At 48.0% G+C, this 16,623-nt stretch carries 14 protein-coding genes and 1 other RNA gene; 1 reads left to right on the top strand and 14 read right to left on the bottom strand.

What is annotated here, in order from left to right:
- Positions 1-2 precede the first annotated feature (2 nt).
- The 6 genes from helD to L1N85_RS03315 all read right to left on the bottom strand — a co-directional run bounded on the left by helD (position 3) and on the right by L1N85_RS03315 (position 6,769).
- A complete protein-coding gene (gene helD, locus L1N85_RS03340) occupies positions 3-2,330 on the bottom strand; it encodes an RNA polymerase recycling motor HelD (protein WP_235234761.1) in 2,328 nt (775 codons plus the stop codon).
- A gap of 12 nt (positions 2,331-2,342) precedes the next feature.
- Positions 2,343-4,652, bottom strand: coding sequence for an alpha/beta hydrolase (locus L1N85_RS03335; RefSeq protein WP_235234760.1), 2,310 nt, complete (start codon positions 4,650-4,652; stop codon positions 2,343-2,345).
- On the bottom strand, positions 4,643-5,431 hold the full coding sequence (locus L1N85_RS03330) for an ABC transporter ATP-binding protein (RefSeq protein WP_235234759.1): 789 nt from the start codon (positions 5,429-5,431) through the stop codon (positions 4,643-4,645). Before L1N85_RS03330 ends, L1N85_RS03335 begins: the two co-directional genes overlap by 10 nt.
- A 148-nt stretch (positions 5,432-5,579) precedes the next feature.
- Entirely contained in the window at positions 5,580-5,996 is a 417-nt protein-coding gene (locus L1N85_RS03325; RefSeq protein WP_235234758.1) for a DUF308 domain-containing protein, read from the bottom strand.
- Positions 5,997-6,002: 6 nt separating this feature from the next.
- Entirely contained in the window at positions 6,003-6,215 is a 213-nt protein-coding gene (locus L1N85_RS03320) for a DUF1540 domain-containing protein (RefSeq protein WP_235234757.1), read from the bottom strand.
- A 53-nt stretch (positions 6,216-6,268) separates the two neighbouring features.
- Positions 6,269-6,769: a YpuI family protein gene (locus L1N85_RS03315; protein ID WP_235234756.1), complete on the bottom strand. Its 501-nt coding sequence runs from the start codon at positions 6,767-6,769 to the stop codon at positions 6,269-6,271.
- 182 nt (positions 6,770-6,951) lie between these two features.
- Here L1N85_RS03315 and L1N85_RS03310 point away from each other — a divergent pair, with 182 nt between their 5' ends.
- A complete protein-coding gene (locus L1N85_RS03310; protein WP_235234755.1) occupies positions 6,952-8,802 on the top strand; it encodes a S8 family peptidase in 1,851 nt (616 codons plus the stop codon).
- Positions 8,803-8,879: 77 nt separating this feature from the next.
- On the opposite strand, the gene rnpB is transcribed toward L1N85_RS03310, so the two are convergent.
- The 8 genes from rnpB to L1N85_RS03270 all read right to left on the bottom strand — a co-directional run bounded on the left by rnpB (position 8,880) and on the right by L1N85_RS03270 (position 16,584).
- Positions 8,880-9,289: RNase P RNA component class A (gene rnpB / locus L1N85_RS03305), an RNA gene on the bottom strand.
- Between the two features lie 76 nt (positions 9,290-9,365).
- On the bottom strand, positions 9,366-10,487 hold the full coding sequence (locus L1N85_RS03300; RefSeq protein WP_235234754.1) for a Nif3-like dinuclear metal center hexameric protein: 1,122 nt from the start codon (positions 10,485-10,487) through the stop codon (positions 9,366-9,368).
- Positions 10,463-11,236 (bottom strand): tRNA (adenine(22)-N(1))-methyltransferase, encoded by a 774-nt coding sequence (locus tag L1N85_RS03295; RefSeq protein ID WP_235234753.1) that lies wholly within the window; start codon positions 11,234-11,236, stop codon positions 10,463-10,465. Before L1N85_RS03295 ends, L1N85_RS03300 begins: the two co-directional genes overlap by 25 nt.
- Positions 11,236-12,072, bottom strand: a complete 837-nt coding sequence (locus L1N85_RS03290) for a hypothetical protein (protein WP_235234752.1) — start codon at positions 12,070-12,072, stop codon at positions 11,236-11,238. Before L1N85_RS03290 ends, L1N85_RS03295 begins: the two co-directional genes overlap by 1 nt.
- A gap of 101 nt (positions 12,073-12,173) precedes the next feature.
- Entirely contained in the window at positions 12,174-13,304 is a 1,131-nt protein-coding gene (gene rpoD / locus L1N85_RS03285) for an RNA polymerase sigma factor RpoD (protein ID WP_235234751.1), read from the bottom strand.
- An 18-nt stretch (positions 13,305-13,322) separates the two neighbouring features.
- On the bottom strand, positions 13,323-15,176 hold the full coding sequence (gene dnaG / locus L1N85_RS03280) for a DNA primase (protein ID WP_235234750.1): 1,854 nt from the start codon (positions 15,174-15,176) through the stop codon (positions 13,323-13,325).
- Between the two features lie 41 nt (positions 15,177-15,217).
- Positions 15,218-15,688, bottom strand: coding sequence for a YaiI/YqxD family protein (locus L1N85_RS03275; RefSeq protein ID WP_235235302.1), 471 nt, complete (start codon positions 15,686-15,688; stop codon positions 15,218-15,220).
- 80 nt (positions 15,689-15,768) lie between these two features.
- The gene (locus tag L1N85_RS03270) at positions 15,769-16,584 is read right to left on the bottom strand and encodes a pyruvate, water dikinase regulatory protein (protein ID WP_407946316.1); all 816 of its coding nucleotides are present in this window, start codon (positions 16,582-16,584) and stop codon (positions 15,769-15,771) included.
- Between the last annotated feature and the right edge of the window lie 39 nt (positions 16,585-16,623).

Genomic DNA, 16,623 nt, shown 5'->3' with positions numbered 1-16,623 from the left:
TCCTAATCTATAAATGAGGTAAGCTCATTCCTGTAAAAAAGATGCAGCTCATGCATCGCCCGCGTACATGCTGTGTAAAAGAGCTTTCTTTCGCTCTCCCGTCCATAGTTGTCAACCGATGCATCGCTAATGATAACGGCGTCGAACTCCACGCCCTTAGCAAGGTAAGACGGAATGATCACAGCGCCCTTCTCGAAGGTTACCGTTTCCTTCTCAATCAGTCTCAACTTACGGATGTACGTTTGCAATGCCATATATATGCGTCTGCTCTCCTCCGCTGTCTTGCAAATGACTGCAATCGAGGAATAACCTGCTTGGACCAACTGCTCCACCCGTTCTTTTATGCTTCGCACTAAATGTGCTTCATCTATCGTTTGCGTTATTGTCGGTTCTGCGCCATCGCGATTAAACGGCTCGATCAGGCTGCCGCCTTCTATTATTCGGCTCGTGAAAGTCACGATCGGACGCGTTGAGCGATAGCTTCTCGTTAAGATGATTTTTTCCGTCTCCTCCCCGCTATATAGCTCGGATAATGGATCAAATCCTTCTCCGGCAAGGGAATGAGCGAAAATCGATTGATTCAAGTCACCGAGCGCAGTCATTTTACAATTTGGAAATATACGTTTCAAATAATAATATTGGAACGGCGAATAGTCCTGCGCTTCATCGATAAATAAATGCTTTACAGAAGTATTCGTGTGAAACCCTTCGAGCTTTTCCTTCAAAAATAAAAAAGGCGTAGCGTCCTCGTAGTAGATCTCTCCCCGATCCAGCTTGGCTTTCGTTAGTTCGCTTATTTGATTCCAATTATCAGGCAGACTCTGCCCGCAGGCATCCAACCGTTCCAACAGAACGAGATCCCCTTCATACAGTCGTCTATATATCGCAGGAACATTAAGAAAGGATAGCCGTTTCGCCCGTTTCCGCAGCTTTTTAAACTGCTCCTGTACGACCATCGAAGCCAAAAAATCCTTTTCCGCCTCAAAATCATCAAAAGAATTGCCTGCAAACCGGTTTTTTCGCTGCAGCTCTTCGAATGCATGGGCATACTGCTCTTGATCAAGCAGCTCGATCTGATCCTGCACCCACTCCTGCTCGCGTTCCTCACGGCTTAATTTCGTCAACTGCTTCAGAATCCAATCCGCCGTCAATCGCATTCGATTGCCTATAGAGACGGAACGATCGCATGCATAAAACTGCGCCGCGATGGCTTCCTCATCGATTAACGTCCGTCCGCGAAACGTTACAGGCTTGAAGACCAGTCCCGAATGGCCAAGCTCCCCTACGTATTTCTCAATCAAATGCATAAACGGCAATCCGGCTTTATAGCTGATCGCAGCTATTCTTGTTTCATATTCGGACTCATGAACAGCTCCCAGCGTATATTCCATTTGCGAATAAGGGTCCTCCAGCTCAAACGATTTACCAAGCCTGTGCTCGAGATATTGCTGGTATGTTGTTTGCTGCATATTTTGTTCCCCCAGCTCGGGCAACACGGTCGAAACATAGCTGTTAAACATCGGGTTTGGCGAAAATAAAACGATTTGATCGGCTGAAAGCATGCCTCGGTACCGATATAGCAAGTATGCGACCCGCTGGAGCGCGGCTGACGTTTTCCCGCTTCCTGCAGCTCCCTGAACAATGAGCAGCCTTGCTCTCTCGTTACGAATAATTCGATTTTGTTCCCGTTGGATCGTGGCGACGATGCTTTTCATCTGGGCATCGGATTGCTTGCCTAGCACCTCCTGCAGCAGCTCGTCTCCAATCGTTACCCCGGTGTCGAACATGCTGCGAATTTCGCCGTTTCTTATCATATATTGTCGTTTTAACGTCATTTCTCCTTGTATAGAGCCACTGGGCGTTTCATATCGAACAGGACCCGGACTATAATCGTAATAAAGACTCGATACCGGCGCTCGCCAATCATATATCAAATATTCGTGCCCGCTCTCATCTAATAACGATCCTACGCCTAAATAGATTTGCTCCGCTCGCGACTCGCCTTTTTCGTTGAAATCGATTCTTCCGAAATACGGAGATTGGGCAAGCTTCGTTAAGGTTTGAAGCTGTTCCACCGCATGGCGATGGCTTCTTTCACGCTCCGACAGCAGCTCCGCCTGCTGCTTCATACTCGCGTGCGACTCTGCCGATTCAGCCGCATCCTCGAAATTCAAAGTCACATCGTCCCAGAAATTTCGCCTTATATCGACAATATCCTCACGCATTCCGCCTACCTGATTGCGAAGCTCCTCTATTCTTGCACGAATAATGCCCGTCACTTCTTCTACGCGCCGCTGCTCGAGACTCAGCTGATCAATCGGATTAGTCATAATAACACTCCTTTATTTGGATATAAAACCAATATCATTGAGCATGACCTTACCCGGTCCGCTCACGAAGCGGAACGTAATTTGTCTGATCTCATTTAAGGCGATTACCGTCTCCTCCGTACCGAATTGCTCAATAGGCAGGATGTAAGTTTGAAACACCGGCTCCGTTGGCTCCTTATATTTCTCGTCCTTCATCCTCTCCTCCAGCCATGATAGTGACATAAACGCCGTATAAACGGATGGAGGAACTGGCATGATAGCATCGAGCTCCAGCTTTCTCGTCCCACCATCCGACATCGTTAAAACGACTTCCAGCTCCGGCAAGGGAGGCAGCGCGATTTCTTCAGCTTTGACCGGCTTAAGATCTTCTTCGTTCAGGTCGATCAAATCACGCTCCAGGTTGGCCATTGAAAATACGAGACTTGGGTCGGATAATTGTTCAGCGAGCTCAACCGTTGAGGAAGACAGCTCCAACTTATATTCCGCTCCAGGCTCCGCCCACTCCAGCTCAATTCCCTTCGTCCCCTTACTTTTGCCGTCTCGATCTTCCGCGAACGTGACCTGCCATTGCTTCATCCCTTGCGCTGCCGCTTTCCCTCCATCGTTCAGCACTGTCTTGCTGCTCTGTTCGAACCGTGCGATCTCGGTGAAACCTGACTCTTCGTAACGATTCATGTATCCCGTGCTTGGCAGCCAGTCTAGTCCGCTCCTGTAATCTCGGAACAATGCCGCATACTCCCTCTCTCCGAGCAAAGTAGCCTCCAGGAAGGCTGAAATGTATACCTTTGATAGTTGGCGCTGATCTTCACTTTCCAATAATCCTTTGCGATTCAAGAACAAGCCCCCGGGCGGCCGTTCATCCATACTGCCCCAATCTGAATTAAACTGACTATGATTGGCGTCCTCAATATATAATGCCGCTTTAAATTTATCGCTTTGCGGTCCGAACGAGACTCTGCTGTACTGCCGGTCGCCATAAAAATTGTTCACATCGGCATCTCTAGCACCCTGAAGCGTCAAATAATTGACATCAACCAGCCGGGCCGATTGCTTATCCACTTTCTTATCAGTAGGCGCAATGGCAATAACGGATTCAATGTGAATATGCTCCAGGCTGTCAATCGTTTGATCCTGTTTGAACCAGCGGTCCGCATCTGCAGCCATCGCGGCAGCCTGGCCACCTCTTGAATGCCCTACTAAAGCAACCCGACTCAAATCCACTCGGCCTGAAAGCGGGTTTTCGGTTTGCTCATTCAGCTGCTGAATTTGCTGCAGATGCTTGAGAAGCACCCAAGCGCGCATTTTCATATCGTGATTGGGTATACCCGACCATACCGAATAGTTGAGAAAATTTTCGTCCACCGATACCGCAATAATGCCTTTACTGGCCAGCAGCTCGCCCAAATAACGATATCCGCCGTCTGAAAAATGTTCCATAAGATGATTGCCGTGCACAATCAAAGCCAGCGGATACGTTCCTGCTTCCTTAGGCATCCATACTTGTCCGTTTAATGGAAGTGCGTGCTCGTCAAAGCCCCAGAAAAAGGTTTTAAGCTTCGGCCATTTCGTGATGTAGCCAGATGCATCAACGCTGGCAGTCCGAACGTCCACCTGATCGCCAAACCAATTTCTATGCTTGTCTTTGCCGCTGCCGTATGTGAAGGTTTGAACGGTAAGGTTTCCTTTTTCAGCAGGATTGGGTATTTGCAAAGGTCGGCGCCAATCGGCCGCTTGGCCGGATTGCGCTTCTTCCCTTTGCGGAATGTCGGCAGGAGCCGGCCAATCCGAGAACTTAAATATGGCAACGGAAAGAAGAGCTGTCAGAAATGCAATACCTATTTTTCGGACAGCTTTCGTTTCCCAACGGTAAAGCAGTCCAATAAGAACTCCCGCAAAGGCGCCTATGAAGGCGAATGCCGCAGCAAGCGCAATCGACATCATTCGACCAAATTCAGCAAAATATAAAATCAGGTATGTTTCTATAACGACGTATAACACAGTAGAAATAAACCGCCGCGGCAGCGGGATATACATAAGTGAAAAAATAAAGGTTAGCAGAAACGATGCTGCGAACATGGCAATGATATTGGCACTTAAAAATAAAATCAAGTCGACAAAGGTTCCAAACCCGGTTGGCATTCCCAGAGCGGCTGTCAGCATCGATAGCGATCCGAACATGGCCGTACTGCCGGTTGCGACGCGCCATACGTACGTATCCCGTTTGTTGCGCACATAATAACGATTCATCACCCATGCTTTCATTTGTTGCGGTCTGCTTGGCTCCGGCATTTGCTGCTTTGACTCTTCCAAAGTTAGCTCCATAAAGCCCCCTTAACAGACAACCAGCTTCTATCGGAACGTCTGTTCATTTCAACAGACACGCCTAAGAAATCGCTCATCATGGCAGATGTAAGCACTTCTTTCGTTTCACTAGCCGCAAATACTTGTCCATCCTTGATTAGAAGCGAATTCGTAAAGCAAGGCAAAATTTCCTCTACATGATGGGTTACGTACACAATGGTTGGAGCTTGTCGTTGCTTCGCAACCATTGCGATCATCTGAAGGAGCTGCTCTCTGGCAAACACATCAAGGCCCGTACACGGCTCGTCTAGAATGAGCAGCTTCGGCGAAGCCATAAGGGCGCGCGCGATAAGTACACGCTGTCTTTCCCCTTGCGATAGTGTATCGTAGACTCGGCCGATTAAAGCTGAACAGCCTAGTGAGCGCATAAGCGCTTCAGCTTTATCCCTGTCCTCCGCGTCGGTTGCATCATATAACCCGATCGTAGCAAACTTTCCGCTAAGGACAATATTTAATGCCGTCTCGCTGCCATACAGCATTTGCTGCAACGAGGTGCTGACCCAGCCTATGCTTTTGCGCAGCTCGCGCAAATCGAATTCGCCAAACGTTTTGCCAAGCACCGACATCGTCCCTTCGGACGGCCATATATACCCATTTATCATATTAAGGAGCGTTGTTTTGCCCGAACCGTTCAATCCGAGCAGACACCAGTGCTCTCCTTCGCGTACCGACCAATTTATATTTTGTAAAATGGTTTTGTTTTCGCGTGCCCATGATACATTTCTTATGTCTATAATCATTGAATCCCTCTCCTATCTTCCGTACGTCCATAAGATTTATTATAAATTTAATAAACAGATTCCGCCACATATTCAGGAGCAGCTGCGCGAGCAGGCGTTGAAATAAGAAGAAGCTCCTTCCCTAACCGGGGAGGAGCTCCTTCTTATTTCAAGTTACCGCGTAATAAAAAGGCACAATGAGTAAGTTTAATGCTAATGCAATGATTCCGATTGCCATAGACCAACCGCCGAGCCCTCGCGCACCTTGTCGGTATGCGATAAAGCCGAGTACCGCTGCTGTTGCTCCAAGCAAAACCGGCCAAATAAACCATGAAGCTATCGCAAATACAAGTGATACCCATCCAAGCGCATATCCGCCTGTTTTGGCGTCTGCCCGCTCTGACCGCTCAACGAATCGTTCCTCTCTCCGCTCCGCATGCACGACTGGACTGTCGACCGCAAAATCAGCGCCCATTTCTTCATTGACATTTTGCAAGCCGTTCGTTCCTTCAACAGATCTGCCCGCATGTGATAGCCGGTCTCGTTCATCCAACAATTGTTTAAAATCTTCTTCATACTTGCCCATCGACCTTCACTCCTTTGGTTTAAAGGTTTGGCAGCATGTTGCGGCTGATTGCTTTGCTTCATCCTGATGATATAAGCCTAACTCGTCACCGGCAAACTCCTCGTTTAAATTAGCTCCTGCATGCTGATCAATTTCGATTTTAATTTCATCAGCACCGCAGTTATTGCCTTCTTTCCAGAAGTTGCAGTTAGCGACACTACATGTCACGCCTTTCGGCATAAAAAATCACCTCCGTTATCAAGTTTCCCTGATCGGAGGTGATTCATTCTGCCTTATTTTTGTCCTTGCATGCGGCGCTGCGTCATGTAGTCATTTTCGTAATAGGCCAATTCATCGCGCAGCTCCTCGAAAATTTTCGAAACGCCAAGCACGATATCACGAGCTTCGCGAATAGGCTTGTATCGGAAACGGATAGCATCCTGGCCTGTGTAAGCGTATCGGCCGTCCTCGGAATAACATTCGTTTTTCGGATAGAAGAACGCGCTCACGCAATGATGGTAAACCTCATACAGCACGCGTTCCGCATAATCTGTATCGAAATTGGGCCGTCTGAGCAAAACTCCCAGCTTTTCAACCGAGACTTCAGAAAACACCAACAAATGTCTTAAATCGGATAATAAGCCTTTATAAAACGTTTGAGCGTCCTCTCCATTGTTCTCTCCGGTCAATTGGAGTAAAGCATAGTTGTTAAGAAACGGTTCAAGCTGGTTTACTGCATCCTTTAGCTTTGTGCGGGTTGATTCCGTAAGTGCTTTGACGTTAGCAGATGGCATATAGGTAGATCCCCTTTCATAATCCAAGCAAGCATAAAAACTACAATCATCATCATCGTACCACAAATTACATCGAGATGGTACTGGCGATTAAGGCTTCCGTTCGCATATTTTCATCTTAGAAATCCGAACCTATAGTTTAGGCTCATCTCTTATCAGATCGATTACGGGAGGTTGTATGTATGGGAAAAAAATGGATTGGTGCTCTTACAATTTTAGCAGTTGCTGCTTTACTTATACCGTCAACAAATTTATTCGAGCCTCGCGAGTACGAAAGCGATAGAGCGCCTCAATCGTCGAGCTTCTCGGCCAAGCGTGAGCATACGCTTAAGCTCGCTGCCGTACAAGAGGATATGAATGCGACTGCCATGTTATGCATATCGGAATGCTCCAAAGATTTTCAACAGCTGATGAGTGCAAGCGACGGATCGCGCGCAAAAGCAGATGCGCAACTAAAGCAGATGATGCATGAGCACATGCACATGAGCTACGTGAGTTGGGTTTCCGGCACGCGCAGCGTCGATCGCGGCAGCATTCCCAAAACCGGCAAAAATGAAGCCGAAGCCTACGTAGCGACCGCTAAAGCGCAGGTTGGCAAAGGAGCAAAGTTTGAATCGTCTGCTTTTACAGCATTGGACGGAAGCCGCTACATGGTGCTTGGAGTGCCTGATTCCCGGCATGCCGGCATCGGGGTCATAGGAGTGATTAAGCAGGATATCGTCAAATCGGTTGAAAAGCATCAAATGCGGAACCTTCGCCTCGTCCCTTACCCTGCGGAGGGCAATTACAAAATTGAATCCGTCAAGCCAAATTCAACTATAGATACAACCGTACGTACGGGTGAGGAAAATGGAAATGCAAGTCATTACCATGTTCGCGACGTTGTTGTCCATTTCGCCAAACCAATGTCAGAAGCCGAAATGAAACAAGTGAAACAAGATATTCATGCTGAATCGGTGAAGCAGATTGGCGATACTTTCGTTTTCCGTTCAAAAAACATGGAAACCGAGCAGCTCATTCCTTATTTCAAGCAAAAATGGCAGACCGAATATACGGAGCCCCATTATTTATATTTAACCAATGACGAAGAAGATTCGATTGTGCCGAACGACGCTCTCTATTCGGAATACCAATGGAACCTTCCTTCCATTGAAACTGAAAAAGGCTGGAATATTTCCAAAGGCGATGAACAAATTGTCGTTGCCGTTCTGGATACCGGAGTTCAAAGCAACCATCCTGACCTCAAAAATAAAATAACAGAAGGCATTAATCTTATCGACGAGGAGCAGGAGCCGAATGACGATGTTGGTCATGGCACGCATGTATCCGGAATAATCGGGGCCACGGTCAACAATGGCGAAGGCGTTGCCGGACTCTCTTGGTATAACAAAATCATGCCGATTAAAGTTTTGGACAGCAGCGGCGCAGGCTCCACCTATTCCGTTGCGCAAGGGATTATATGGGCGGTTGACCACGGCGCCAAAGTCATTAATATGAGTCTCGGCAATTATGCCCAGGCAGACTTTTTGCACGATGCGATAAAGTACGCTTATGAGCGGGATGTTGTAATGATCGCGGCAAGCGGCAATGACAACACAGAGCGGCCGGGGTATCCTGCAGCTTACCCTGAGGTATTCGCCGTTGCCGCGACTGACAGCAATAAAGAAAAAGCTTCGTTCTCCAACTACGGAGACTATATTGACGTCGCTGCGCCTGGCGACAGCATCGCAAGCACGTATCACGGCAGCCAATATGCCGCACTGTCAGGCACATCGATGGCTAGCCCGCACGTGGCTGCGCTCGCCGGATTAATCCGTTCCGTTAATCCGGAGCTTTCTAATGTCGAGGTTATGGATATCATGCGGAAATCAGCTGTTGATTTAGGCGCCGAAGGCAAAGATATCTATTTCGGCTATGGGGAAATTGATGTGGATAAAGCTCTGCAGGCTGCCTCCACTTTCGGAGGCACGCTGCAAACCTTTCCTGAGCATGTCAAACGCAGATTAGAGCGGATCGCTTCAAAATACGAATAGTTAAGTGATGGCCTTCAAAGCGGCAACAATAAAGCACCCTTCGCATGCGAAGGGTGCTCTTTGATTCGAGTGGTCGTGTGGAAAGTTTGCCGTAAGCCGGGTTCTGTACTTCTGGTGGTGCGAACGGGAACGACCCTCCCACGAAGAAGCGACAATCATCTATCTAGGCCGTACATTGCTGCACGGCTCCAGCAACCAACCCGGACGCGCCTCAGGCTAAGGCTGCAGCTCGAAGGCTGCCGCGTCCTCTCGGTCTTGCTCCAGATGGGGTTTACCAGGAACATAGTCACCTATGCTCCTCGTGGTCTCTTACACCACGGTTCCACCCTTACCTGTACCGGCTCTGTAAAGCCGGCCATCGGCGGTCCATTTCTGTGGCACTATCCTTCAGCTCGCGCTGACTGGACGTTATCCAGCATCCTGCCCTGTGGAGCCCGGACTTTCCTCTCGCGGCAACAAGGCCGCCAGCGATTGTCTGTCAAACTTTCCGTAGCATGACTAAGTATACAAGGTAATTTGAAAAAGCTCAACCCTGAAACGAATTCCAGTGAAACGATTTCCAGTTAGATGAACGTGAACGGCTCCGTATTCATAACAGAGGCAACTGCTGTCGTTTCATATTTACTTCCCTGGAGACGCTCGTTCATCCAATCTGCGACGCGCTGCTTCATAACCTTCTCCATGTTATGACCGGGATCAATGATCGTCATACCGGCTGCTAAAGCGTCGTGAGCGGTATGATAATCGATATCGCCCGTAATTAGGACATCCGCTCCGGCGAAAATCGCATGCCTCACATATTTTGCCCCGGCGCCTCCCAGTACCGCTGCTTTGCGCACAACCCGGTCCAGCGGACCTACGACCCGAACAGCTGGAACTTCGAAAATTCGTTTCACTTGCTCAGCAAGCTCTCCTAAGCTAACAGGCTCTGCCAGCTTGCCGGAGCGTCCGAGACCGAACGAGCGTCCCTTCAAATCAACCGGATATAAATCATAGGCGACCTCCTCATAAGGATGCGCCTTTAACAACGCCTGCACCGTTTTGCGATGAACGCTGTAGGGAACGATCGTTTCGATTCGAATCTCATCCGCTTTCTCAAGCTTGCCTTGCGTGCCGACAAACGGATCGGTTCCTTGACCCGGTATAAAAGTTCCGGTTCCTTTCATGTTGAAGCTGCAATTGGTATAGTTGCCAACTTCCCCGGCTCCCGAGCGCCATACAGCTTCTAAAACCTGTTCATGGTGACTTTCGGGTACGAACACGACTAGCTTATACAATTTATCAGTATGTACTTCTTCTAGACATTGACGTTCTTCCGGTACGATTCCGACCAGATCCGCGAGCCAATCATTCATCCCGCCGTCAGCTACGTCTAAGTTCGTATGCGAAATATATACGGCTATATCATGCTTGATAAGCTTCTCATAAAGTTGTCCGGCGGCTGTCGAAGTATCCAGCTTCGCAAGGGGACGGTATATAATCGCATGGTGAGCGATAATGAGTTCAACACCTTGCTTTATCGCTTCATTAACGACGGAATCTGTCACATCCAGTGCGACCAGCAGCTTCTTTATCGGCTTATTTAACGTGCCTAGCTGCAGACCGATTTTATCATTCTCAACCGCGTAATGCTTTGGAGCCAGCTGCTCCATGATCTGAATTACGGTTTGGCCATGGGCAAACATTGCAAAACCTCCTCAACTGCTTTTATCTCTGCACGGAACAGCGCTTGTTTATGTGCCGATTCCGCCAAATCTGAGCCGGCTAACTGATCACAAATTCTTTCGAGCTTATTCAGCTCATGTCGCCACTTCTTATACAGAACAGGCTTAGGATTGCGAAGCAAATGAGGACCCATTTTCTTTAGCAGCTTGATTTTCGTTTCATTCGGCAGGACTGCCGGCAAAAATTCCCCCTCATACAGATTCGCATTTCTAATATCGGCCTCGGATATCCTCACGGCATGCATGATTTCATAGATCTTCCCGTCTTCCTCAAGAATGGACTCCGCTTCTAAATACCAGCCATGCTCCAGAAGCCATTCACGCACAATTTCTTCGCCTACATTTGGCTGTAGAACAAGCTCCTTTACTCCCTCAAGCTTCCCTGCAGCATGTCCCGCCTCCAAAATCTCGCTCATAAGACTTCCGCCCATACCCGCTATGGTTACGGTATCAGCTTCCCCAGGCTGTAATACCTGCAAGCCATCGCCTTGACGAACCGTCAATCGATTGGACAATCCTGCATCGGCGCCTTGTTTTTTTGCCGCCTCGTAAGGTCCGGCGTTCAGCTCGCCCGCAATGGCGGCAGGGCATTTATCGATCTGCAGCAAATAAACGGGCAGCATCGCATGATCCGAGCCGATATCGGCTATTTTGGATCCGGGACTTACGTAATCTGCAATCCCTTGCAGACGTTTCGATAGTTTTAACATTATACAACCCACACCATCCATTGTTTTCGCATTGAAAATAATAATCCTCCGCCGATTCCAATTTTAATCAGCAGCTGAAGTTGAAGCCAAATCGCAACATCATCAAACATCGCTGTATATAATTCAGGCATAAACCAAACGATGGCACAAGTCAAGAACAATACGGCGGAGACAGACTTGGCCCAACGATGAACGAACCAGCTGCTCCAACCGAATAAACAAGCAAGCGGCAGCCAGTATAGTTGTATTTCGTACCAATAGGAATCAAGCATATATTGAGATAACAGCCATGCATAAACCAATATTGCCGCTAACCAGCCGCATAAGTGCAGAACAGGTATGCGGGCAGCTATTCCATAAATGACCCAAAAAAGCGAGCATAAAGCAAGTAATCCCGTTTTCCAGCCCCAATATTCTAAATTATGCAGATTCAGCATATACAATCCCCCGCCTAACAGAAGGAGCATTCCCGTACTGATCAAAGACATTCCGGCAGCCTCATTCCTACTGCGCAGACGACCGCCAATCCATAAAAAAACGGCCGCTCCTCCCACTATTACAGCCATTTGCAATAATGAGTGAAATTCGTTAAAATAAAGCACAACAAAGGAGATTAAGGTAAAAGTTCCAAAAGTAAGAAGCCATTGCATCCCGGTTGCCCGCTGAACTGCAGCTATGGCTTTGCCAACTGTACCATGCTGCTCGTTTGGTATGCGGTGCGTATCTTGATCATCATATAAATTTAACAGAAAATCACAATATTGATCCGGCAGCAGCTTGCTTCGGCGCCAATGTTCAATTTCCTTTACGATAATATTTCGGCGGTCCTGATTCATAATAACCCGTTGTCCTTCCGGTCTCGACTAATATCCGATCTCATATTTAGAAAAAAGACCTCGCTGCAGGAGCAGAAAGGTCAATGTATGTTCCTAACTTTTTATTCGAGAAAATCCTTCAAACGTTTGCTGCGGCTGGGATGACGAAGCTTGCGAAGCGCCTTGGCCTCGATTTGACGAATCCGCTCGCGCGTAACGCCGAATACCTTGCCAACTTCCTCTAGCGTTCTTGTGCGTCCGTCATCAAGCCCGAAGCGAAGGCGAAGCACATTTTCTTCTCTCTCCGTTAACGTATCGAGTACATCCTCGAGTTGTTCCTTAAGCAATTCATACGCGGCAGCATCTGCCGGTGCCAACGCTTCTTGGTCTTCAATGAAATCGCCGAGGTGGGAATCATCCTCTTCTCCAATTGGCGTCTCCAGCGATACCGGCTCTTGTGCAATTTTCATAATTTCGCGAACCTTTTCGGTGCTGAGCTCCATCTCCGCTGCTATCTCTTCCGGAGTCGGTTCACGTCCCAGCTCCTGCAGCAATTGGCGCGATACGCGAATCAGCTTATTAATGGTTTCCACCATATGAACCGGAATCCGAATCGTTCGGGCTTGATCGGCAATCGCCCGTGTGATAGCTTGACGAATCCACCATGTCGCATACGTACTGAATTTAAAGCCCTTCTGATGATCAAACTTCTCGACGGCTTTAATAAGACCCATGTTCCCTTCTTGAATCAGGTCGAGAAACAGCATCCCTCTGCCGACATATCGTTTCGCGATGCTGACCACTAGACGCAGATTCGCTTCCGCAAGTCTCCGCTTAGCTTCTTCATCGCCATTCTCGATTCGTTGAGCAAGCTCAATCTCATCATCCGCGGAAAGAAGCGGAACCCTGCCGATTTCTTTTAAATACATTCTTACCGGATCGTTAATTTTGATGCCTGGCGGCAAAGCCAAATCATCATCGAAATTAAAGTCATCCTGCTCGCGCTCTTGCTCTTCCCCTTGTGCGGCAAGCGGATTTTCTTCGTCATTCTCGTTCAGAACCTCAATCCCAAAATCATCGAGCTGCTCAAAAAATTCGTCAATTTGTTCGGGATCCTGATCGAACGGAGACAATTTCTCCATAATTTCTTTATACGTTAAGGATGACCTCTTTTTGCCCTGCTCGATCAATTGATCCTTTACATGATCCAGCTTTTGTTCCGTATCTAGCTCAGTATGTTGATCATTCGCCATATTCCAACTCCCTCCCCCCTAGATCCGATCGTCCAGTCTCGCTTTAAGCTGTCTCTCTAGGGTTATAATCTCAAGACCTAATTGTGCTGCCAACAAAGCATCACCAGCGCGCTCGGCACGCACCATTTCTTCTTTCCTCTGCTCAATATCCCGAAACTGCGGAACCTTTATAATATCCTGGATATAAGCTTCCATTGTTGTTTCATCAAACGGAAAGTCGCTGTCCATCATCAAGATGGATGCGGCAGTACGTTCTAAACGGTCATCATGCAGCGTTGCAATAAATCGACTGGCATCCGGATCATAGCCTTGTGCATAATAAGCGTATAAATAAGCGGCAAGCGCTGCATGATCCTCTACATTAAACGCATCGCCCAGACGTTCATGAACCGCTTGCGCTACATCTCTGTCACGCATCATAACATGCAGCAATCTGCGCTCCGCATAAGTGTATGCAGGCCGAAGAGCAGGAGGACCAGACTTTCGGGGCTTTTCATTCCTACCATTATTCCACGAATTGTCGTTATTATCCCCTTGCGGCTTCTTTTTTTGAAGCTCTTGCCGCTTTTGAAAACAGTCCTGCTTCAAGGAGTCAAGTGTGATTTCGAACTCTCGGGACAATTCCTTCAGGTAGACTTCGCGTTCTGTTGATGAATCAAGCTCCGCAATCGTTTCTACCGCTTCAAGCAGGTAATTTTTCCTGCCTTCTTCTTTTAGCAGTATATGGTTTTTCCTAGAATATATAAGCTTAAATTTTGTAACCGATACCGGCTGATCCATCGTTTCCCGCAGGAATGCCTCCGGACCGTATTCACTTATATAATCGTCGGGATCCTTGCCCTTCGGAAGCATCGCTACCGATACTTTGAGACCTGCGTTCTCTAGCATCGGAATCGATTTGAAAGCGGCTGCTTGTCCAGCGTCATCACCGTCGTAGCATACGATGACTTCTTCTGCTTGCCGCCTCAGAATGGCGCAATGCTCATCGGTTAAGGCGGTGCCCATCGTTGCGATGCCGTTTTTCACGCCGGCACTCCAAGATTTGATCACATCCATGTAGCCTTCAAACAATACAACTTGCTTGCTTTTTCGGATAGCCGGTCTCGCATAATGCAAGTTGTATAGTGTCTTGCTCTTCGTAAACAACATCGTCTCCGAGGTATTCAAGTATTTCGGCTGTCCTTCGCCTATAATGCGACCCGCAAACGCGGCAGCTTTGCCGTCTCGATCCCAAATTGGAAACATAATGCGATTGCGAAACCGATCCACGTACCCGCTCCCGTCCGACTTAGCCGATAACAATCCGCCTTTCTCCATTAATGCAAGCTCATATCCGCGTTTCGTTAAAAATCTTGCCAGTACATCCCATTCTTCAGGGGCATAGCCAATCATAAAATGATCGATCAGCTTATCGCTCAATCCGCGTTCCCGCAAATACTGCTTTGCTGCTTGCCCCTGCTTCGTGTTGTTTAACACGTGGTGATACAGCTTAATTGTTAACTCATGAGCTTCAATGATCTTTGTCCGGTCTGCATCATGAGGAGTAGGTTTACTACCGTCAGGCGAAGCCCACGTAATGGGCATTCCTGCATCCTCTGCGAGCATCCGTACAGCTTCAGGAAAGGTGTAGCCTTCCATTTCTTCGACAAAACGTATGACATTACCGCCTTTGCCGCAGCCGTAGCAATGGTAAATTTGGAGTTCCGGCGTAACCGTAAACGAAGGTGTTTTCTCCGAATGGAACGGACATAACCCCTTCATATATTTGCCGTGCTTCGTGAGATGAACGTATTTCCCGACCGTCTCTACGATGTCATGATGCTTACGTACCGCCTCTATGACCTCTTCCGGTATTTTATTACCGTATGTCATCGTTCATCACCTTCATCCTAGTAACACGTAAATAATATTCGCTATGCGTCATGGTTCTCCTGCTCATTTCGCAAAACTTTTGTCAACTTTTGTTGAAAACGATCGCGATCTGCTTGGTTCATGGCTTTTGGGCCTCTTGTTTTACCGCCGGTTCGACGCCGCTTAGCCAACTCATGCCTTCGTTCCATCAAATAATCGATGTTTTCATCCGTGTATTGCTCGCCTCGCGGAGACAGCACGAGAGCACCTTTACCGATCGCTATACATGCCAAACCAAAATCTTGGGTGATAACAATATCTCCGCGTACTATATGGTTCACAATGTACAGATCAACCGATTGATTGCACCGATCCACCTGAACGACTTCCACTCCCTCTTGCGGCAGCAAACGATGATCATGAGACGCGACCATTAGCACGCGCACCGCGAACAATCTTGCAGCTTCTGCTATTTCCGCTTTTACCGGGCATGCATCCGCATCGACAACAATGGTTGGCTGCTCTATCCGAATAATGAATCACCGCTCGTATTCAAATTGTTAACCTGTACTATTATATACGGCAAAACTATAAAAAATCCTGCCTTACGTACTTATGGCATCCGCACATATTCCATAATTAAGCTTGCCGTCTCCTCGACGGCGCGGTGTGAAACATCGATAACAACGCATCCGAGCTGCTTCATTATTGTATCGGCATATTGAAGCTCCTTTTCAATTCGGTCCGTCGTTGCATAGGAGGCATTGTTAGGCAAACCTAGCGCCTTTAACCGCTCTTTGCGTATCGTATTCAAATAGGGTACACCTATCGTAAGTCCGATCACCTTGCGCTTCGGTAGCTTAAACAGCTCGTCCGGCGGTTTCAGCTCGGGAACAAGCGGCACGTTAGCAACCTTATATTTTTGGTGTGCAAGATACATGGACAAGGGAGTTTTGGAGGTCCGAGACACGCCGACAAGCACGATATCAGCCTTTAAAACACCGGACGTATCACGCGCATCATCATACTTAACGGCAAACTCGACGGCTTCCACCTTCCGGAAGTAATCCGCATCAAGCACATGATTAAGCCCAGGCTCTTGCCTTGATTTACGACCGGTACGCAATTCCAGCGTCTCTATAAATGACCCCAACAGGTCTATGGCCACGATGCCGTTAGCTTCGGAAAGCCTGCGCATGCTGTCACGAAGCTGCGGAATAACTAATGTATACAGCACAATCGCATCCGCTTGCTTCGCTTGCAGCGCAATGCGCTGCAAGCCTGCCTCATCCGTAATAAAAGGCGCCCTTCGGATATCCGCATTTATCGGATGAAACTGAGCGATTGCCGCACGAACGACAAGCTCTCCCGTATCTCCGGCGGCATCGGATACGACAAATACAATTACTTCTGGAATTGCGCTAGCCATCATCTATCTTCCCCCTGACGCATAATGTTAAGAAGATCA

The sequence above is a fragment of the Paenibacillus alkaliterrae genome, from assembly GCF_021532375.1.
Classification (GTDB): Bacteria; Bacillota; Bacilli; order Paenibacillales; family Paenibacillaceae; genus Pristimantibacillus; species Pristimantibacillus alkaliterrae.
The sequence above is the reverse complement of the archived record's forward strand: the minus strand, read 5'-3'. Positions and strand labels throughout refer to the sequence as shown.